Below are 19,398 nucleotides of genomic sequence, written 5' to 3'. Positions count from 1 at the left end.
ATGCTCAATCTCAACGAAGACACCATCACCCAGGCCGTCCTGGCGCGCCATGCCGGCATGGCCGATGAACGCCTGCGGCAGATCGTGACCAGCCTGGTGCAGCATCTGCATGCCTTTGCGCGCGAAGTCAGGCTGACCGAGGAGGAGTGGTTCGCGGGCATCCGTTTCCTCACCGAGACCGGGCAACTGTGTTCGGACAAGCGCCAGGAATTCATTCTGCTCTCCGACACGCTCGGGCTGTCCACGCTGGTGATGGCACAGCAGCACCACAAGCCGGCCGGCTGCACCGAGGCGACCGTGTTCGGTCCTTTCCACGTGGAGAACTCCCCGGTTTATCCGCTGGGGGCGGATATTTCCAACGGGGCCAAGGGGCAGCCCTGCTTCGTCAGCGGCAGCGTACGCGGTCTGGATGGCCAAGCCGTTGCCAACGCCAGGATGGAAGTCTGGCAAGCCGATGAGGATGGTTTCTATGACGTGCAGTATCCGGACCTGGCGCAGTTGCAGGCGCGCGGTACGCTTCATACCGATGCGGCCGGGCGTTACCACTTCCGCAGCATCCTCGCCAATTCGTATCCGATCCCGCACGACGGCCCGGTGGGCAGGATGCTGGAGACCCTGGGCCGTCATCCGTGGCGACCGGCGCACCTGCATTTCCGCATCCAGGCCGAGGGCTATGAGACGCTGATTACCCACGTCTTCCGTCGTGGCGATGAATACCTGCAATCCGATGCCGTCTTCGGTGTACGCTCCACCCTCATTGCCGACTGGCCGCGCCACGAGGCCGGTACCGCGCCCGATGGCACGGTGTGTGACCAGCCCTTTTACACGCTGGACTATGATTTCATCCTCAATCCCCAGCGCACCTGAGTCCGCCATGTCCCTGTCCGCGCCCAGTTTCACTTATAGCAGCGCTGCTGCCCGTGTCATCTTCGGTGCCGGCAGCCTGCAACATCTGGTTCGAGAAACCGAGCTTCTGGGCGCGCATCGTGCCCTGGTACTGTGTACGCCCGGCCAGCGTGCCGAGGCCGAGCGCGTGGCGTCCCTGATTGGCGATCGTTGCGCCGGGGTATTCGACCAGGCCGTCATGCACGTGCCTATCGAGACGGCACGACACGCGCGGTCGGTGGCCCAGGCGCTGGGCGCGGACTGTGCCATCGCCATTGGTGGCGGGTCCACCATGGGATTGGGCAAAGCCATTGCACTGGAATCCGAGCTGCCCATCCTGGCCATCCCGACCACCTATGCCGGTAGCGAGATGACGCCCATTTACGGCATCACCGAAGCCGGTCTCAAGAAGACCGGCCGCGCCGCGCGCGTGTTGCCGCGCACGGTCATCTATGATCCCGAATTGAGTCTTGGCCTGCCGCTGCCGCTGTCGGTGACCAGTGGCATCAACGCCATGGCACATGCGGCCGAGGGCCTGTATGCGCCGGACGCCAACCCCATCATGTCGCTGCTGGCCGAAGAGGGCTTGCGCGCACTGGCCGAGGGTTTGCCGCAGCTGCTGGTGCGCAGTGATGATCTCGCGGCACGCAGTCAATGCCTGTATGGTGCCTGGCTGTGCGGCACGGTGCTGGGCAATGTGGGCATGTCGCTGCATCACAAGCTGTGCCACACCCTGGGAGGCAGTTACAACCTGCCGCATGCGCAGACGCATACCGTGATCCTGCCGCATGCGCTGGCCTACAACGCACCGGCCGCACCGCAGGCCATGCAGCGCATCGCACGGGCACTGGGCACCGACGATGCCGCGCAGGGGCTGCATGCGCTGGCGCGCAAGCTGCGGGCGCCGCTGTCCTTGCGCGAGCTGGGTATGCCCTATGAGGCGCTGGATCGCTGCACCGACATCGCCTTGCAGAATGCCTATGCCAATCCGCGTCCGCTGGAGCGCGCGGCGCTGCGGACCTTGCTGGAGCGTGCCTGGCAGGGGGATGCGCCTGAGTGACGTATGGTGTGGCGGTGCAAGGCTTGCATAGACGACGTCCAGATTACCAGGAGACCGCCAGGCCAGGAACATCGGCCAGGCCACGGGCGGCCTCTCCCGGAGGGTTGCCACCACGCCTTCTGGGGGCAACGCATCTCACAGATTGAATGTGAACAGGCCCTAATCCACCTCTGGCCGCAGCTCGTCCTGGAACTGCGCTACTTGTGTGCCACGCACTGAACAGCCGATGCGACTACCCGGGAAAGCTGGATCGCGCGAAGCTTCAATGACCAAGGAGCGCTCGCCCAGTACATTGGCCTGGGCCCGATAATGCTCAAAGCGCGTGGTGCGGTGCCATCCGCCGCGATCAAAGATTTCCATGCGCACGTAGTTGCCTTCCAGCTCGCGGCTGGTGCGCTTGAAGTTGGGGATGGCCGCACCCAAGGCTTTGACCAGTTGTTCCGGCGTAGCCGGACTGAAGAAACCCCAGCTGATCTTCTGCAACTGGCCGTTGATTTCCAGGCGTTCGTCGTAGTAGCCGCTCAGGATTTGTCCGTAGGCCTGTGCCGGGGCCGCTACGGCGATGTGGTTGCGGCCTGCGGTGCTACGGTCCGGGACATCGATACTGGCCACCGGGCCCTTGAGGGTGACCACGAAAGCCGGTTGCAACGCGCCGGAGAACTGGCGTACCGTCGCCGCGAAGCTGGCGTCGCAACTGCCAAGCGCCTTGAGGACGTTTTCCAACGGCGTGCGCTGGTCGGTCACCGCGGCGGACACCGCCTTCGTGCGAAATTCGTCGCGTTGTGCTGCTTGCTGCGACTTCACTGCCAGCCGCTGCTGCTTGATTTGCAACTTGGCCATGCGCTCTTCCGGCGTGGAGCAGGCGGTGGTCAATAGAAGTGTGCCGGCTGCGAGCAGCCAGATGCGTGATGTGGACATGTTTTCCCCTTGATATGTCTACGTGGTTGAGTGTTCTTGTTCGGTGATGCGGTTTACTGCGGTCCAGCGATGACAGTCTTGCGGTGTATCAGCCGCCGTCGTATTGCTGCGGTGTTGCGTTGCTCTGGCTGCCGGTAAGCTCCAGAAGGGTCGGCAGCGCGATGTCTTGCGCAGGGTGCAGCCGCACCGGCACCGTAGTACAGAGACACAGATGGTAGTGCGCCCCAGGTTCGTGATGCAGGAAGGACGGAGCGTCGCCAGTCAAGGCAACCTGGTTCTGACGGGCGTTGTGGCGGCATTTGTAATCGGCCTCCTTGGCGCACCACAGCCGATAGAAGGCGGCTTCCCGCTGGTCGCCGGTGAGGCCTTCCAGGCTGGACAACTCATGCGGTGTGAAGGCCAGCTCCGCCAGTGCCGACAGGTCGCGTTCGGGCGCAGGAGCTTCGATGTCCACGCCGATCTGCGTGCCCACTCCTACCGCACAGGCGATCCAGCCGCGGCTGTGCGAGAGGCTGACCGCTGGCTGCCCGACCCCATCGGCCAGCTCACCTGCGATGCGCACCACCGGAGCGGCCCCGCCTGGCTCGCTTACCGCGATGTCGTCCAGGCGGCAGCCACTGACCTGCATGAGTGCATGGCGCATCAGCAGCCGGGCCAGCAGGAATTCGCCCGCACGCTGCGGACGCAGGAAACCCTGCAGGCGCATGCGCTCATTGGGCGACAGGACCGCCGCCAGTCGGGCCAGCGTGGAGGAACATGCGCCCGCGCCGACGAAGCTGCGGCCATCCACCACCCAGGCTACGGTGAAGGCCATGACGACTTACTTGCCCAGCTTGACGATGTCGCCCTTGAGGGCGACACCGGCCATGGTGGCGGCCAGCGCCAGGGTCAGTGCGAGGGAGAGGGAAATGATCTTCATATCGCTTGTTTTCCTTGTCATGAGAGGAGGCAGAGCAGGCAGAGGAGGGGCGTTCAGGGCCAGCGTCTGAAAATGAGCGAGGTGTTGATGCCACCGAAGGCAAAGTTGTTCGACATCACGTATTCGCACTGCAGTGCGCGGCCTTGCCCGGTGAGGTAGTCCAGTTCGCCGCAGTCGGAGTCGGGATGCTGCAAATTGATGGTCGGAGCGAACCAGCCGTGACGCATCATCTCGATGGACAGCCAGGCTTCCAGCGCGCCGCAGGCACCCAGGGTATGGCCCATGTAGCTCTTGAGCGAGCTGATCGGTACGCGATGGCCGAACACGCGTGCGGTGGCCTGGGTCTCAGCCAGATCACCTTGGCGCGTACCGGTGCCGTGCGCATTGATGTAGCCGATGGACGAGGCCGGCAAGCCGGCGTCGTCCAGCGCCATCTGGATAGCCGCCTGCATGGTGGCAGCGTTGGGATTGGTGACGTGGGCGCCGTCGCTGTTGGTGCCGAAACCGACGATCTCGGCATAGATCCGCGCCCCGCGTGCCTGGGCGTGTTCCAGGTCTTCCAGAATCAGGCTGCCGGCGCCTTCGCCCAGCACCAGGCCGTCGCGGTCGCGGTCGAAGGGGCTGGGCGTGAGCTTCGGAGTGTCGTTGCGAACGCTGGTGGCGTAGAGCGTATCGAAGACTGCGGCTTCGGTGGCGCACAGTTCTTCCGAACCGCCAGCGACCATCGCCACCTGACGCGCACTGCGGATGGTCTCGTACGCATAGCCGATGCCCTGGCTGCCCGAGGTGCAGGCGCTGGACGTGGTGATGATGCGACCGGTAATGCCGAAGAATACGCCCATGTTCACTGGCGCCGTGTGGGCCATCATCTTCAGGTAGGTATTGGCGTTGATGTCGCGGGTATTCTTTTCGGCGAACATCATGGCGAAGTCGGCAATCGCATTGGGCGTGCCGGCCGAGGAGCCATAGGCGATACCCAGTTGGCCGCTCTTGAGCAGAGGATCTTCCAGCAGCCCGGCATCGGCCAGCGCCCATTCGCTGGCGCGGGTGGCCATCAGGGCGACCCGGCCCATGCTGCGCGTGGTCTTGCGGTTGTAGCGTTCGGACAGCGAAAACTCTGCTGCCGGTGCACCCAGGCGGGTGTGCAGGCCGATGTAGTCATCCCAGCCGGGCATGCGCTGCACGGCATTGGTATAGGTCTTCAACTGCGCCAGTGCGCTGGTCCAGTCGGTGCCGATGGGACTGATGCCGGCCATGCCGGTGACCACCACCCGGCGCTCGCTGCGGGGATGCGTCATGCCAGGCCTCCGTTGACCGAGATTACCTGGCGCGTGATGTAGGCCGCATCGGGCGACATCAGGAAGGCCACGGCCGCCGCCACTTCCTCGGGCTTGCCGGCGCGGCGGGCGGGGATCAGTTTGAGGATTTCCTCGACGGGAGCGTCTTCGGTCATGTCGGTATCGATCAGGCCGGGGGCGACGCAATTGACGGTGATGTCGCGCTTGGCCAGTTCCAGCGCCAGCGCCTTGGTGGCGCCGATGACGCCGGCCTTGGCCGCGCTGTAGTTGACCTGGCCGCGATTGCCGATCAGCCCGGACACCGAGGCCAGGGTCACGATGCGGCCCGCAGCGCGCCGCCGCACCATGGGCATGACCAGCGGATTGAGCACGTTGTAGAAACCATCGAGGTTGGTGCGCAAGACGCTGTCCCAGTCTTCGCCGGGCATGGCGGGAAACGCGTTGTCGCGGGTGATGCCGGCGTTGCAGACCACGCCGTAGTAGCAGCCGTGCTGTTCCACGTCCGCCAGCAGGGCTTGCGAGGCTTGCTCGCGGTGGGCGACGTCGAATTGCAGTACGCGGACCTGACGGCCCAGCGCCGCGATCTCGGCGGCTACCTGGTCGGCGGCGTCGCGCCGTGCATGGCAATGCAGGACGATGTGGTACCCCTCGCGTGCCAGGCGCAGCGCGATGGCGCGGCCGATGCCCCGGCTCGAGCCGGTGACGAAAATGCTGTGTTCTCCCGATGTGGTCATGCCATGCCTTCTTGAAGATAGTGTGTTGCGTCGTGCGGCTGGAACACCGACACGGTGGCTTGCGCCAGTTCTTGTTGCGTCGCCAGGTCGGTGATGCGGCATTCGAAGGAGCCCAGCCCGTTCTCCGCCTGCAACAGCAGTTGCACCGACACCCCCAGGCGCATGCCGGTGGCAAATTCGGGAACTGCGCAGTGATAGCGGCGCGATCCCAGCAGAAAGCCGATCTTGGCGCGACCGCCCTGGCTCAGTTCGTGGTAACCGGCCCAGGCGGCGATGCTCTGCGCCATGTATTCGATGCCGACCCAGGCTCCTACGCCGCTGCCCTGCCGGAAGAGGCTGTCGTGGCGGATTTCCAGTTCGGCCTGCAGTTGATCGTGGCTCACCGCCACCACGCGGTCGATCAGGATCATGGGGGCGGCGTGCGGCAGCAGTTGCTCAATCGGCGGGATATCTTGCAGGGCCGGATTCATGTGTCCTCCCGGCGAGAAAACACCAGCGCCACGTTGCTGCCGCCAAAGGCGAAGGAGTTGGAGAGCACGTGCCGCAGCGGCCGGCCCAGAGCTTGCCCGATCGCTACCGGCGCCAGTGGCGGCAGCGCCGGATCAGGCACGCCATCCCACAGATGCGGCGGCAGCAGGCCGTCCGGATTGCCGTCCTGCATCAGGAGCCAGCACAGTCCGGCCTCAACGGCGCTGGCCGCGCCCAGGGTGTGGCCGGTGAAGGGCTTGGTCGAGCTCACCGGCACTGCCAGCCCGAACAGGGTCTCGATGACGTGTGACTCCATCGCATCATTTTGCGCTGTTGCCGTGCCGTGCAGGTTGATGTAGTCGATCTGGTCAGCGCGCAGTCCGGCACGGCGCAAAGCCTGGCTGATAGCCAGTTGTGCGCCCCTGCCCCGGGGATCGGGGGCCGAGATGTGATAGGCGTCGGAGGATTCGCCCCACCCGCTCAATTGCACGGGCGCCGGCTCGCGCGTGAGCAGGAACAGGGCCGCAGCTTCGCCGATGTTGATGCCCTGGCGATGCAGTGAGAGCGGATTGCAACGTTGGGTGCTCACCGATTCCAGTGCGGTGAAGCCGGCAATGGTGAAATCGCACAAGCTGTCGACGCCGCCGCAGAGCACGGCGTCGCAAAGACCCATGTTGAGCAGGCGTGCAGCACTGGCGATGGCCTTGCCGCTGGAAGCGCAGGCGCTCGATTGCACGTAGGCCGGACCGGTGGTGCCCAGCGTCAGTTGCAACGCGGTGGCGGGCGAGCCCAATTCTTGCTGGCCGTAGTGATAGCCGGGCGGAAAGCTGCCGCTGCTGGCCCGTGCGGCAAAGGCGGCCTCGCCCTCGGCGATGCCGGAGGTACTGGTCCCGAGCACAATGCCAATACGTTCTGCGCCATGGCGGGCGATGGCGGCATCGACCTGAGCACGGATGGGTTGCAGTGCTGCCAGCGCCAGGCGATTGTTACGGCTGCGTTCGCGCAGGGGCAGATGGCCGTCTTCCGGGAGCAGCGTATCCTCGCTCACGGCGCCCAGTGCCAGTGGCGTGCCATTTGCGTCGACATGGCGTGCATCGTCGCGCAGGCCGCTCTGACCGGCCAGCAGACGCGCACGGATCGTCTCGTGCGTGCCGCCTAGCGGGCAGACCATGCCGAGGGCGTTGAGATAAAGGCTCATGCTTGGGGCGATGTCATTCAGAGGTTACCACCGACTGAATCGTCAGCTTGTAGTGGTAACGCAGATTGTTCAGGATCACTTTCCCTCCCCAGCGCCGCTGGTCGGGATAGTCGATCACGGCAATCGTTTCGCCGTGGAGCAGGAGGGTACGTTGAGCCTGGGCTTCGCGCAACTCCCAGCCCTCAGGAAGTGCCTGGCGAATCGCCTCGGTCGGCCAGAGCGTCAGTTGTACGTCCTGCAACACATCTTCACCTTGTACCTGGCTGGGAAGCAAGGCATGACGCCAGACCTGCAAGCGTTGGCCATCATAGTGAAGCGACATGACGCGCTGGCCGAAGGCCAGACCGACCAGATCGACATGCCCGGCATCGATTTCCAGGGCGGTGTCGAGTTGGTCGACGCGGCTGCCGCGCTCGACCGTCAGATGTTGCTGCAGGCTGATGCTTTGTCCCAGTGCGGCCGGCGACAGTCGCAGGGACAGGCGCGCCGGGGCACGGCCATCGGGCGCCATGGGCGCGGCGCAGGCGACAAGCAGGAAGGCGACGGTCATGGCGGCAAGCAGCAGGGCGGGTTTCATACGGAGTCCTTGACCGGCTGGGCGCGCAAGGTGTCCAGACCGGGATGGGTGAACAGGGGGGCCAGCAGCCACACCAGCAGCATCCCGCAGAGCATGGTGAGGCCAAAGGCGTGCAGTGGCGGACTTTTGCTCAACGCCAGCAGGCCGAAGGAGAGCAGTGCGCTGGCGGCAGACAGGCCGACGGTCAGCCAGGCATGTGCACGCTGGTTTGGGGAAGATTCGAGCAGGAAGATGCCATAGTCCACGCCCAGTCCCAGCACCAGCAGTCCAGCCAGCACGTGGAATAGTTGCAGCGGCTGACCCAGCCAGCCGAACAGGCCCAGGGTCAGCAGCGAGGCCAGCAGCGGCGGCGCCAGCGCGCGCCAGGCGCGGCGGCGGTAGCGCAGCGTCAGCAGGGCGAAGATGGCCGCGTAGGCGCAGAGCAGCGCCCAAGCCATCATGATCCGGTATTGACGCAGCACCGACGAGATCTCGCCAACCTTGTCCACCCATTGCACACCCGGCAGTCCTTCGGCGACGGCGGCCAACTGGTCGAGCTGGCGATAGTCGGCCAGCCCGCGCAGGGCGACGATGCTGGCGAATTGACCATCCACTTGTCCCAGCCACAGATGGCGCGAGGCGGCTGCGGCCGGGGTGGCGAGGAATTGCGCTGGCGTGATCGGCTGGGTCTTCTCCAGCATGCGCTGGCGCAGCGCTTGCGCCCACTGCGCACTCTCCCCGATGGCGCGGGCAGTCAGGGTGATGGCATCGGGCGCATCGCCTCGGGTATCCAGCAGACTGCGATGCAGCAGGGACAAATTCTCCTGCTGGCGGCGCTGCGAGGGAACCCAGTTGGAGAGCGCCTGTACGCCGCTGATGAGCTTGCGTTGCAGCAGCGGTTGCAGCTTCTCGCGCAGCGCCTCTTCCTGCTGCAAGACGGCCTCGGCCGACGCGCCGCGCACCAGGTAGAACTGTACCGGCGCGGCCATGTCCAGTAACTGGCTGATGCGGATCTGATCCTGCAGCAAGGCAGGTGGACTTTTCTGCAGGGCACGGATGTCGTCACTGCTGTGCAGACGGGCGACCCCGACGATGGCCAGTCCGATCAGCGCTACCGCCCCGGGCAGGACCAGGTGCCAGGCGAAGCCGCCCAGCAGATCAGGCCAGCGCGCGATGCTCTGGCCGAAGCGCAGCGCTCGCGGGGTCGCGCGCAGCGTGTGCGGACCGATCAGTTGTGGGAACCAGCAGATCACCGTCAGCCAGGCAAACACCAGTCCCAGTGCGGAGAACACGGCCATTTGCTGCAAACCGGGGAAGGGCGTCAGGGCCATGCCGAGATAGCCGATCAGGGCTGCCAGCAACATCAACGCAAGCCCCGGCAACAGGCGTCGCAACAGGGCCTGTGAATCCTGCGAGGCCGGTGCTGCCAGGCGGGCACAGAGGAAGTAGATACCATAGTCCTGAGCGATGCCGATCAGGCTGGCTCCAAATACCAGGGTCAGCAAATGAATCTTGCCGAACAGCAGCATGCTCACCGACAGCGCACCCAGGCAACCGACGGCAATGGACAGGGCGATGTAGAGAATCGGCTTGAAGGAGCGCAAGGTCAGCCACATCAACAGCAGGATGCCCAGCAGCGAGCCGGCGCCGATGGTGGCGCTCTCACTGCCGGCCTGGGCACTGGCGGCGGCGGCATGCAGAATCACCCCGCCGCTGACGACCTCGCTGGCCTGGTTGTGGGCGGCTCGCTGCGCCTGTGTCAGCAAAGGCATGACCTGCTCCTGTGCCTGCATCGACAATGCCGGGGCCTTCAACTCCAGTAGCAGCAGGACATAGTTGATGCCGTCACGTTCTACGAAGAGCTGGCCATCACGCGGACGCACCGGCGTTTCCTTGGCGCGTTCCTGGACCCACTGGCTGAAGAGTCCGAAGGGATCATCCTGCCAGGCGCCCAGACGCGGTCCGCCGAAGGCACCGTAAAGACCCGCCAGGGCGCGCTGGCTCCATTGCTGTGCATTCCCGACGGCCAGCTCGGCGCGCTGGGTATCGCTGAGCAGCACGGTGCGGCTAGCCTCCAGGCTGTCCAGCCACTGGCTTTGCCATTGCGCAGAGTCACCGCTGACTGGCACGATCAGTTCAGCATGCCCGCGCAGGACGTCAAGATAGGCCTGTGCACCGGCGCGGGCCCGGCTCCAGTCTCGGTCGCCGACCAGTACCACCAGCTTTTGCTGGGCCGCGTCGACCATGTGAGAAAAGGCTTGCTGGCGCACCACATCCTTGCCGTTGGCGCCGGGCAGCAGCGCGAGGATGTCGGTATCGGGACTGGCGCGCTGGCCCAGCCACAGCCAGGCGTTGTGTCCGGCCACCAGCAGCACCGCCAGCAGCCATGCCAGCGCCAACAGGCGCTGCAGGCAACGGCCGGGCTTAGTCAAACAGGGCTCCTTCTTCGGCCGTCATGGCGCCTTCGCCGGTCTTGATGGCCGAAAAGCTGATCTCGGTACGGTCGCCGCTGGCTTCCTGCATGCTGACCTTGTCCACATAGCTGGCACCGGCCAGGCTGATGTCGCCGATGGCCTTGGCCAGGGCCGGCTGGCGTGCCTTGAGCGCGACCTGCCAGTGGCCGTCGCGCAGGCTGCCATCGAGTTCAAAGAGCGTGTCGAGCTGGCTCAAATCCCCTGCCAGCAGCGAGAAGAGGACGCTATTGATCATCTTTACCACCGGTTCCTGTTGCGCATCGAGTTTCATGGCGATGCGGCCATCCTGAATCTGCACGATGGCGTCGCGAGTGATGCGCAGGGTACCGGGGAACGGTTGCAGCGTCTGCCACAGGATGCCCCGGCCCTTGAGCACGCAGAAGCGCCCATGCGATTGCAGTGGCTTCTTGATGCCGGTCAGTTGCTTGGTTTGGTCGAAGCGACCACACATCACGGTCGGTTTGGCCAGCCTGGACTGGATCTGTTGTACCGGCGCAGCGGCCTGGGCGATAGGCTGGATGGCCAGCAAGGCCAAGCAGCAGAGAAGGGAGCGTGCGTTCATGGGGTGGGAGGCGTCAGTCCGAGCTTGTGCCACAACACCGGGGGCGAAACGAAGCACATCTCGTGGTTGTTCATCTGCACCGCCACCTGGACGGTGGAGGCACGGGTCAGGCGCGCGCCGCTGACGGCGTCGCTGATGAGGTAGTCGATGCGCAGGCGGTTTTCCCACTCGACGATGGCTGCGCTGACGCGAATGCGCTGGCCGAAGCGCGCCGGTGCGGCATAGCGCAGGTGCAGGTCGATCACCGGCCAGCCATAGCCGGACTCCTTCATGGCGGGATAGTTGTAGCCGATGCCGTCTAGCAGGGCGCAGCGCGCGGCTTCCATGTATTCGACATAACGGCCATGCCAGACGATTTCCATGGGGTCGAGGTCATAGAACTGGATCTGCAACTCAACCTCCCCGCGCCAGGGCGAATTGGCCAGGGTGATCTTGCCCGCAGGCAGGAGGGGGTCAGTCATACAGACTCCATGCCTGGGCGCGCAGACGCTGCAGCAGCCGGCGCAGGTCGGGTTCGAGCATGCGGTCTTCATCAACCACCGCGATGTCTTCGGCCAACGCGGCCTGCATGGCGGCCAGACGGCCGGCCGGCAAGTCCTGCAGCGGCGTATCGCCGGGTTGCTGGCGCTGGCTGCGCAGCCACACGCCCTGGCGCACCGTGATCAGCAAGGCGGCCGCGACCTGTTCGGTCAGTTCCAGCACGCGCAGGCAATCGCGCGCGGCAATGGTGCCCATGCTCACCTTGTCCTGGTTGTGGCATTCGGTGGAGCGCGAGAATACCGAGGCCGGCATGGTCAGCTTGAGGGCTTCGGCAGTCCACGCCGAAGTGCTGATCTGCAGGGCCTTCAGGCCATGGTTGATGGGCGCGCGTTCGCCCTGGGCGCCGGACAGGTTGGCCGGCAGGCCGTTGTTGTAGCGCTGGTCCACCATCAGGGCCATCTGGCGATCGAGCAGGTCGGCGATGTTGGCCACGGCGGTCTTCATGCTGTCCATGGCGAAGGCGATGTGCCCTCCATAGAAATGGCCGCCATGCAGCACGCGCTCGCCATCCGGATCGATCAGCGGGTTGTCGTTGGCGCTGTTGAGTTCGTTCTCGATGAACTGGCGCAGCGACGGCAGGGCATCGTTGAGTACGCCGATCACGTGCGGCGCACAGCGCACCGAATAGCGATCCTGCAGACGCTTTTCGTTGCGGTGCGCCTGGCCGCACGGCAGGTCGCGCTGCAGCCAGGCCGCCACCTGCTGCTGGCCCGGATGCGGTTTGGCCGAGAACAGGGTGGCATCGAAATGGTGGGCATTGCCATCCAGCGTGAAGCTGCTCATGGCCGTGATGCGGGTAGCCAGCTGGCACAGGTAGCGCGCACGGTCGAAGGCCAGGCAGGCCAACGCGGTCATGACGGCGGTACCGTTCATGATGGCCAGCCCTTCCTTGGGACGCAGGCGCAGCGGCGTCAGGCCGGCTGCGGCCAGTGCCTCGGCGGCCGGCACTGTGGTGCCATCGCGCCAGACCTGGCGCTCGCCGCACAGTACGGCGGCGAGGTAGGACAGTGGCGTGAGATCGCCACTGGCACCCACCGAGCCTTCGCAGGGAATCTGCGGCAACAGATCGTGTTGCAGCAGCGCCGCGATCTGTTCCAGCAAGGCCACGCTCACGCCCGAGAAGCCCTGGCACAGGGAATTGAGCCGGGCCGCCAGGATGGCGCGCGCCTGCTCCGGCGTGAACAGCGCTCCCAGGCCGCAGCCGTGGTAGGTGTAGAGGTGATGCGGCAGTTCCGGCACCAGTTGCGGCGGCACGGTCACCGTGCAGGAATCGCCATAGCCGGTGGTGACGCCATAGATGGTGCCATCCTCGCGCAGCAGTCGGTCGAGGAAATCGGCACCGCGCGCAATACGTGCACGGAAGCTCTCGGCGTCGTGCAGTTGCACCGTGCGCTCGCGCCGCGCCAGCGCCACCACATCCTCGATGGTGAGGGGCTGGGCGCCGAAGCAGACAGGGGCGCTCTTGGCGGAAGAGGAAACGTCAGTGTGAGGCATGCTGTTCGTCCAGGGCGCAATCGGCCCAGAAATCATAGAAATTGAACCACTGGTAAGGCGCCTGAAGGCAGTGCGCTTCCAGGCGTGCGGCATAGGCTGCCGCCAGTTCGTCCAGCACCGCTGCACGCTGCTTGCGTGGCAGGACGATGCGATCACGGAAGGCTTCAAAGCTGACCTCCGCGCCTTCGGCGCTGCGGCGCGAGAACATCAGGAACACCGGACATTGCAGCAGCGCCGCCATGACGTAGGGGCCGATCGGAAAGGGAGCACTGCGGCCCAGGAAAGGCGCGCGCGCCACCCGTGGCTGCGGCGAGACCGGCACCCGGTCACCGGCGATGACCACGAACTCGCCCTGTGCCACCTTCTCGGCCAGCATCATGGCAGTAGCTGGAGACATGTCGGTGACCTGCATCAGGTTCAACTGACTGGCCGGATCCAGCTGGGCCAGCATCTGGTTGAAGGCCTGGGCGTGGCGCGTATGCACCAGTACCGTCAGCTTGAGGGCGGGATGCTGGCGGCCGATCACGCGGCACAGCTCGAGGTTGCCGAGGTGGGTGCAGATGATGAGTCCGCCACGCCCGGCGGCGATGGCCTCGGAAATAGGCGCGCTACTGTGCAAATGAACGTTTTTGATGGGGAACAGGCCGCCCCACAGCAACATCTTGTCCAGCAGGCTTTCGCCGAATGCGGCGAAGTGAAGGAAAACGCCAAAAATCCCGGAACGCAGCGGCAGCTCCGGACGGTATCGCCGCACCTGCGCCAGAAACGCACGCGAGGCCTGGCGGGCCCGGCCATTGGCAGCGATGTACCAACACAGCACCGGATAGAGCATCAGCCGGAAGGGCAGCCGGCCCAGCAGGCGATAGACCGCGAACAGCAAACGCATGCCGGCCACGAAGCTGACTTCGTTGATCTGCGCCCAATGGCGCGTACGGGGTGGATGGCTCATGCGCTGCGCCCGCCCAGGCGCCGCCAGCTGCCGCGCGCCAGCAGCAGCGGCGCGCGCAGCAACATGCCGAAGAACAGGCGGGCGTGCATGCGCGAGATCAGTACGTTGTCCAGCCAGACCTGGAAGTGCGACACACCGTCGGCTGGATAGCGTACCCGCGTGGCCAGGTTGTTTACGCGCAGGCCGCGCCAGTAGAGGCGGACCAGGATTTCGGTATCGAAATCCATGCGCCGCCCGATAGGAGCGCTATCCATCAACTGCAGCGTCGGCGCCAGTGGATAGACCCTGAAGCCACACATCGAATCGGCAATCTCCAGCGACAGCGTATTGATCCACACCCAGATGTGCGTCAGGTAGCGGGCATAGAGCCGGCCCTTGGGCACGCTGTCGTCATAGATCGGTTTGCCGTTGATGACGGCGGCCGGAGCCGCCTGTGATGCGGCCAGGAAACGCGGGATGTCGGCGCTGTCGTGCTGGCCGTCGGCATCGATCTGCAAGGCGTGGGTGTAGCCAGCCGACGCGGCATGGCGCAGGCCGGTCATGACGGCGCCGCCCTTGCCCTGGTTGCGGGTGTGGACCAGCAGCGTGACCTGTTGCGGATCGGTGGCGGCCAGTTGTCGCAGCACGGCGGCACAGACGTGGCTGCTGCCATCGTCGACCAGGATGCAAGGCAGCCCGTGACCGCGTACGGCAGCGACTACCGCGCCGATGGCGTGCTCGTGGTCGTAGACCGGGATCACCACCACGGTACTGTGCAAGGTGGATGCGGTCATGCCGCCCCCAGCAGGAAGCGGCCGCTGGCGTGCTGGCCTGCGTCCGAGTGCAGACGGAAGGACAACTGCGACTTGGCGGTATCGAATTGCAGGTCCAGCAGCACGCGCATGCCTGGTGTGATGACGCGCTGGAACTTCAAGGTCTGCAGGCCCAGGAAGCGTGGCGGCAGGTTGAAGTAGCGCCGGCCCAGCGTGAGCGACCAGTCGGTCTGCACCACGCCGGGCAGGATGGGTGCGCCGGGGAAGTGGCCGCGGAAGTAGAGCAGGTCGGCGGGGATGTCCAGCGCCAGTTGCACTTGCCCTGTGCTGCGCTGCAGTTCGGTTACGTTCGGCAATGTGGGCGCACTGCTCTCCAGCAGCGCGGTCAGTGCCGAGAGCGTAACCTTGCCTTGCGAGTTCACCGGCAGTGCCTCCAGGTAACGCCACAAGCGCGGCAGGGCGATGGCTTCGATGGCGCCGGCCAATGCCGTCTTGAGCGCGGCGTTAAGGGCCAGTTTGCCTTGTGCGACCAGCAGGGCTTGACCTTGCGCAGTGGGCACCACGAAGGCAGCGATGAACTGGCGTGCGCGGCGGCCTTGATGAACGATCACGCGCACTTCCTCGACCAGCGGACTGGCGGCCAGCAGTTGTTCGATGCGCGTCAGCGAGATGCGTTTTTCTTCCAGCTTGACGATGCGGTCGCTGCGCCCGCGCAGTTCAAAGGCAGCGGGGATGTCTTCCATCAGCACGGCACGGTCGGCCATGCTGAACCAGCCGCTGTCGGGCAGGTGCGGCGAGCGCACTTCCAGTTCGCCTTCGGCGCCGAGGCGCACGGACACGCCGGGCATGGCCTGCCAGTGCTCGCGGCGCTGCAGGAGATCGCTGTCGGGCTGGCGCCAGGCGATGCCACCGGTTTCGGAGCTGCCATAGATTTCCAGCGGACGCTGCCCCAGCAGCCGCGCGGCATCGCATGCCGCTTCGGCCGGCAGCGGACCGCCGGAAGAGAAGATCGCGCGCAGTTGGCGCGCATCCGGTTGCGTGGCCTGCTCGGGCAGGCGTTTCAGATGGGCCGGGCTGGACAATAGCAGCCACGGGCGGTTACCAGCCATGCGCTGCAGATCCTCGGGGAAGAACGCGCTGCCTGCATGCACCGGACGTCCCGCACACAGCGCCCACAAGACCTTGAACAGCAAACCATAAATATGCTGGTGCGATACCGTGGCGACCACTTCGGCCTGACCCACTGTGGCACCGAAGAGCGCCTCCAGCGTGGCCACTTCATTGGCCATCTGGCCCAGTTGCTTGGGGATGGCCTGGGCCTGCCCGGTGCTGCCGGAGGTGTAGACCACCAGGCCGGCGAAGTCCGCGCGCAAGGCGGGCCAAGGAGAGGAAGGCTCGTCGAAGGAGGCATCAGGAGCGGGCTGCAAGGCCGGCCAATGGACACCGAAGTCGCCGAGGAAACCATCGACCTCGCCGCGCAACTGGCCGCAGGTGTCGGGCAGGGCATCGCTGGGCAGGTAGGCTGTCTTGCCGGCCAGCCAGGTACCCAACAGGGCGGCAGCGAAATGTAGCGTGTCTTGATGGAAGAGGGCGAAACGCTGGCCCGGCGTGGTCTGCAGCAACTGCTTCCAGCGCAGCAACTCGGCGCGCCAGGTGGCATACGTGACCGCCACGCCGTCGCGCCAGCCGATCACGCGTTCGCCGTCAAATGCCTGGAACGGTAGTTGCAGCAGGTCCAGCCTTGTGGTGGCGGGCATGTCGACTGTCTCACGCATGATGCTGGCGCCGGACGTAAAGGCGCACCAGGTATTCGCCGGCAAACAGCGCGCCCATGGCGACGTAGGAAATGACCCCGGTGTACATCGACCACACCGCTGGCGAGGCCCACAGTGCGGTGCCCAGGGCGATGCTGCCATTGACCGCGAAGAACAGGCACCACACCTGGGTAACCCGGCGTGTATAGGCGATCACGAACAGCGGCAGGTCGGGAGAACTCAGGCGTGCCATGCGTTCGATGACGGTAGGCGGTTTGTAGAGGCTGTAGCCGAACAGGGCCAGCATGCCGCCGCTGATGGCTACCGGATAGAGCTTCAGCGGCAGCAGCGCATTCCAGGCCAGGGCCGGCGCGGCCAGCGCCAGCGCGGCCACGCCCATCCAACGCAGCGGGCGGCTGCTGCGGCTGGTGAACAGGCGCACCGCGGCGATGAGCACCAGCAGCAGGGCCAGCATGCGTGGTTCCAGCTTGCCGTGGGCGTACCAGATCAGCAGGGGATACAGCAGGATCAACAGCGGGCCGGCCAGGGCGGTCAGCCGGGACATCGCGGGAGGTTTCATGCGCTTACGCGTGCGCTTGTTCGCGCATCAGCGTGGCCAGAATATCCACGACATCCTGCACCGTGCGCACGCTGCGGAAGACGTCGGGCTGGATGCGCTTGCCCGTGGTCTGGTTGAGTTTGACCACGATGTCGACGGCATCAATGCTGTCGATGTCGAGATCGGTGTAGAGGTTGGACTGGGGCGTGATGGTGGCTTTGTCGAGCTCGAACATCTCGTGCAGCATATCGACGATCCACACGGTGATTTCGTCCTTGGTCATGTCAGGTGTCAGAGTGGTCATGATGTGCTTCTCTTGCAAGTGGCTTGGCAACGTCGTTGTGGTGATGTACAGCCTGGGGAGGCGCTCAGGCCGTGGCCTGATGGCTGGCCACCAGCGCAGCCAGCGCCTGTACCGAGGCGAAGTGCTTGCGGGTCTCTTCGGAATTGGCAGAAAGCTTGATGCCATAGCGTTTCTGCAGGCTCATGCCCAGTTCAAGTGCGTCGATGGAATCCAGGCCCAGGCCATCGCCGAACAGGGGCGCGGCGCTGTCGATATCCTCGGGGGCGAGGTCTTCCAGGTCGAGGGCCTCGATGATGAGTTGCTTGATGTCTTGTTCCAGGTCGTGCATGGCCTAGTTCTCTTTCATGAAGTACTGTTGCAGGTAAGTCGTCAGTTGGCGCGCGGCCAGTGTCGGATGGTCGGCGCCGTGCAGCTGCTCGTTGCCGATGATGTGATGCGGTTGAAGGTCCTCGCCGATGTGCAGGCGAAAATGCGCGCGCGTGGCCGGCACCTGCCACCATTTCTCTCCCTTGCCGAGGGTGCCGGGCGTACAGCGGATGCGCACCGGCGTGATCGTGCAGCCGCCGCGCACGGCGACGTTGGCCGCACCGCGCTTGAGGCTGATCTGGCCGTCGCCGGGCGTGCGGGTACCCTCGGGGAAGATGATGAGATTGCCGCCGCTGCGGATGGAGCGGATGCAATCATCGATCAGATCCGGCCCCTGGGCATTGCTGATGTAGCCGGCCGCTTGCACCGGTCCACGGGTAAAGGGATTGCGCCACAGTGCACCCTTGACGATGCAGTCGGCATGGCGCACGAAGGCCATCAGCAGCACCGTATCGATGAGCGTCGGATGGTTGGCCAGGATCAGCAGGCCGTTGCGGTTCAGACGTTCCAGTCCGGTGATTTCATAGCGGATCACGCCGCACAGGCGCATCACTTCGACGAAGGCGCGAAACGCCAGGCGGATGAGGTGGCGCGACCACAGCACGCGTTGCTGCGGATCCCGGACCAGATATTGCAAAACGGGGAAGATCACCAGTCGCAGCAGCAGCCCGCCCAGTCCGAAGAGAGCAAAACACATCCCCGTGGCCAAGATGCGCCAGCCACGGTCGATCAGCGGCAGGACCCGTTCAAGCATGTCGCATCCAGTGCCAGTGACGGCCGTCGGCCTGCCGCTGCAGAGTGGACGCTGCGGCGTCCAGGAAAAAGCGCAATACCGCAGCGGGCCCGGCGGTGCCTCGCGCGCAGGGCATGGTGTGGCTGGCCGCTTGCACCTGCTGCCATTGCAGGGACAGTGTGGGTAATGCAGCGTTTTCGTCGGCCGCCTGCATCAGCCAGGACCAGCCGCAGGGCTCTTCGTGTTCATCGGCGAAGTCGGAAAAGAGCGCCGGCAGTGGTGCGTCGGCCACCACCAGCAGCACCTGACGCATGCCGTCGGCCAGCAGGCCGCAGGCTTCGATGACGGCATGTTCGACCGTGCTCTGGCCGGCCGCAATGGCCACCGTATTGGCCTGGCTGCCACGGGCGATGGAAAACAGGCCGGCGTTGGCGTTGTGCACCGAGAGGCTGAAGGCGGTGGGCGACATGGGGGCGGCAGCGGCCAAGGCCATTTGGAGCTCAACAGAACGGGCGCATTCGCCATGGCGCGAAGCAAACACCACCGGGATGTCAAGGCCGGCACTGTCCGTGGTGCTATCGCTGGCGTCGCCGACTTGGCGGGCGGCAGTGCCAAGGGAGGCAGCATTGAAGGCCCCGTAGGCGGCTTCCAGCGCCAGCTTGCCCACCGGGCTGGTGCGTCGGCGCAGCATGGGCGGCATGGCCTTGACTGCTGGTTCCCCCGAACCTGCAGCCTGGCGATCATGCCTGATCCATCGTTGCCAGTCAGCTTGGGATTCGAGACCCGGAACCCACTGCGCATGCGATGCAACTGAAAAACTGACATCCCCTGAATACATATCGTCAAAAGCCCCAGGCTTCTACTTGGCGGTGTTA

21 protein-coding genes are annotated in these 19,398 nt (G+C 65.1%); 2 read left to right on the top strand and 19 right to left on the bottom strand.

The genetic code is table 11. From position 1 onward, the window contains the following. Both HWE01_RS01490 and HWE01_RS01485 read left to right on the top strand, forming a co-directional pair. Positions 1–867 (top strand): intradiol ring-cleavage dioxygenase, encoded by an 867-nt coding sequence (locus HWE01_RS01490; RefSeq protein WP_241820916.1) that lies wholly within the window; start codon positions 1–3, stop codon positions 865–867. A 7-nt stretch (positions 868–874) separates the two neighbouring features. Beyond that, positions 875–1,945 (top strand): maleylacetate reductase, encoded by a 1,071-nt coding sequence (locus HWE01_RS01485; protein ID WP_008331608.1) that lies wholly within the window; start codon positions 875–877, stop codon positions 1,943–1,945. Positions 1,946–2,104: 159 nt separating this feature from the next. On the opposite strand, the gene HWE01_RS01480 is transcribed toward HWE01_RS01485, so the two are convergent. From HWE01_RS01480 to HWE01_RS01390, 19 genes are all read right to left on the bottom strand, one after another. Then, positions 2,105–2,863: a hypothetical protein gene (locus HWE01_RS01480; protein ID WP_241820915.1), complete on the bottom strand. Its 759-nt coding sequence runs from the start codon at positions 2,861–2,863 to the stop codon at positions 2,105–2,107. 88 nt (positions 2,864–2,951) lie between these two features. Beyond that, positions 2,952–3,677 (bottom strand): 4'-phosphopantetheinyl transferase family protein, encoded by a 726-nt coding sequence (locus HWE01_RS01475; protein ID WP_008331603.1) that lies wholly within the window; start codon positions 3,675–3,677, stop codon positions 2,952–2,954. Positions 3,678–3,835: 158 nt separating this feature from the next. After that, entirely contained in the window at positions 3,836–5,080 is a 1,245-nt protein-coding gene (locus HWE01_RS01470) for a beta-ketoacyl-ACP synthase (RefSeq protein WP_008331600.1), read from the bottom strand. Next, positions 5,077–5,814 (bottom strand): 3-oxoacyl-ACP reductase FabG, encoded by a 738-nt coding sequence (fabG, locus tag HWE01_RS01465; RefSeq protein WP_008331599.1) that lies wholly within the window; start codon positions 5,812–5,814, stop codon positions 5,077–5,079. Before fabG ends, HWE01_RS01470 begins: the two co-directional genes overlap by 4 nt. Further along, the gene (locus HWE01_RS01460) at positions 5,811–6,284 is read right to left on the bottom strand and encodes a hotdog family protein (RefSeq protein ID WP_241820914.1); all 474 of its coding nucleotides are present in this window, start codon (positions 6,282–6,284) and stop codon (positions 5,811–5,813) included. The genes fabG and HWE01_RS01460 overlap by 4 nt, the downstream gene beginning before the upstream one ends. After that, complete coding sequence (locus tag HWE01_RS01455; protein ID WP_241820913.1) at positions 6,281–7,480, bottom strand: beta-ketoacyl-ACP synthase; 1,200 nt, start codon at positions 7,478–7,480, stop codon at positions 6,281–6,283. Before HWE01_RS01455 ends, HWE01_RS01460 begins: the two co-directional genes overlap by 4 nt. A 13-nt stretch (positions 7,481–7,493) precedes the next feature. Beyond that, positions 7,494–8,057, bottom strand: a complete 564-nt coding sequence (locus HWE01_RS01450; protein WP_241820912.1) for a DUF3261 domain-containing protein — start codon at positions 8,055–8,057, stop codon at positions 7,494–7,496. Continuing rightward, a complete protein-coding gene (locus HWE01_RS01445) occupies positions 8,054–10,468 on the bottom strand; it encodes an MMPL family transporter (protein WP_241820911.1) in 2,415 nt (804 codons plus the stop codon). The genes HWE01_RS01450 and HWE01_RS01445 overlap by 4 nt, the downstream gene beginning before the upstream one ends. Continuing rightward, entirely contained in the window at positions 10,461–11,072 is a 612-nt protein-coding gene (locus tag HWE01_RS01440) for an outer membrane lipoprotein carrier protein LolA (RefSeq protein ID WP_241820910.1), read from the bottom strand. Before HWE01_RS01440 ends, HWE01_RS01445 begins: the two co-directional genes overlap by 8 nt. After that, on the bottom strand, positions 11,069–11,533 hold the full coding sequence (locus HWE01_RS01435) for an acyl-CoA thioesterase (RefSeq protein ID WP_008331592.1): 465 nt from the start codon (positions 11,531–11,533) through the stop codon (positions 11,069–11,071). Before HWE01_RS01435 ends, HWE01_RS01440 begins: the two co-directional genes overlap by 4 nt. Continuing rightward, positions 11,526–13,106, bottom strand: a complete 1,581-nt coding sequence (locus HWE01_RS01430) for an HAL/PAL/TAL family ammonia-lyase (RefSeq protein WP_241820909.1) — start codon at positions 13,104–13,106, stop codon at positions 11,526–11,528. The genes HWE01_RS01435 and HWE01_RS01430 overlap by 8 nt, the downstream gene beginning before the upstream one ends. Then, positions 13,093–14,055: a lysophospholipid acyltransferase family protein gene (locus HWE01_RS01425; protein WP_241820908.1), complete on the bottom strand. Its 963-nt coding sequence runs from the start codon at positions 14,053–14,055 to the stop codon at positions 13,093–13,095. Before HWE01_RS01425 ends, HWE01_RS01430 begins: the two co-directional genes overlap by 14 nt. Continuing rightward, a complete protein-coding gene (locus HWE01_RS01420; protein WP_008331585.1) occupies positions 14,052–14,828 on the bottom strand; it encodes a glycosyltransferase family 2 protein in 777 nt (258 codons plus the stop codon). Before HWE01_RS01420 ends, HWE01_RS01425 begins: the two co-directional genes overlap by 4 nt. Beyond that, positions 14,825–16,564 carry an ApeI family dehydratase gene (locus HWE01_RS01415; protein ID WP_241820995.1) on the bottom strand — a complete coding sequence of 580 codons (1,740 nt, stop codon included), beginning with the start codon at positions 16,562–16,564 and terminating at the stop codon, positions 14,825–14,827. Before HWE01_RS01415 ends, HWE01_RS01420 begins: the two co-directional genes overlap by 4 nt. A gap of 10 nt (positions 16,565–16,574) precedes the next feature. Beyond that, positions 16,575–17,141, bottom strand: a complete 567-nt coding sequence (locus tag HWE01_RS01410; RefSeq protein ID WP_034350918.1) for a COG4648 family protein — start codon at positions 17,139–17,141, stop codon at positions 16,575–16,577. 4 nt (positions 17,142–17,145) lie between these two features. Next, the gene (locus HWE01_RS01405) at positions 17,146–17,424 is read right to left on the bottom strand and encodes an acyl carrier protein (RefSeq protein ID WP_241820907.1); all 279 of its coding nucleotides are present in this window, start codon (positions 17,422–17,424) and stop codon (positions 17,146–17,148) included. A 64-nt stretch (positions 17,425–17,488) separates the two neighbouring features. Continuing rightward, complete coding sequence (locus HWE01_RS01400; protein WP_008331573.1) at positions 17,489–17,752, bottom strand: phosphopantetheine-binding protein; 264 nt, start codon at positions 17,750–17,752, stop codon at positions 17,489–17,491. Positions 17,753–17,755: 3 nt separating this feature from the next. Continuing rightward, positions 17,756–18,544 carry a lysophospholipid acyltransferase family protein gene (locus HWE01_RS01395; RefSeq protein WP_008331566.1) on the bottom strand — a complete coding sequence of 263 codons (789 nt, stop codon included), beginning with the start codon at positions 18,542–18,544 and terminating at the stop codon, positions 17,756–17,758. Beyond that, positions 18,537–19,361 (bottom strand): beta-ketoacyl synthase chain length factor, encoded by an 825-nt coding sequence (locus HWE01_RS01390; protein ID WP_241820906.1) that lies wholly within the window; start codon positions 19,359–19,361, stop codon positions 18,537–18,539. Before HWE01_RS01390 ends, HWE01_RS01395 begins: the two co-directional genes overlap by 8 nt. Positions 19,362–19,398 lie beyond the last annotated feature (37 nt).

Origin of the sequence: Herbaspirillum sp. C7C8, from assembly GCF_022627875.1 — a bacterium.
Taxonomy (GTDB): domain Bacteria; phylum Pseudomonadota; class Gammaproteobacteria; order Burkholderiales; family Burkholderiaceae_D; genus Herbaspirillum.
Note: the sequence above shows the minus strand (reverse complement) of the source record. Positions and strands in the feature narration are given on the sequence as shown.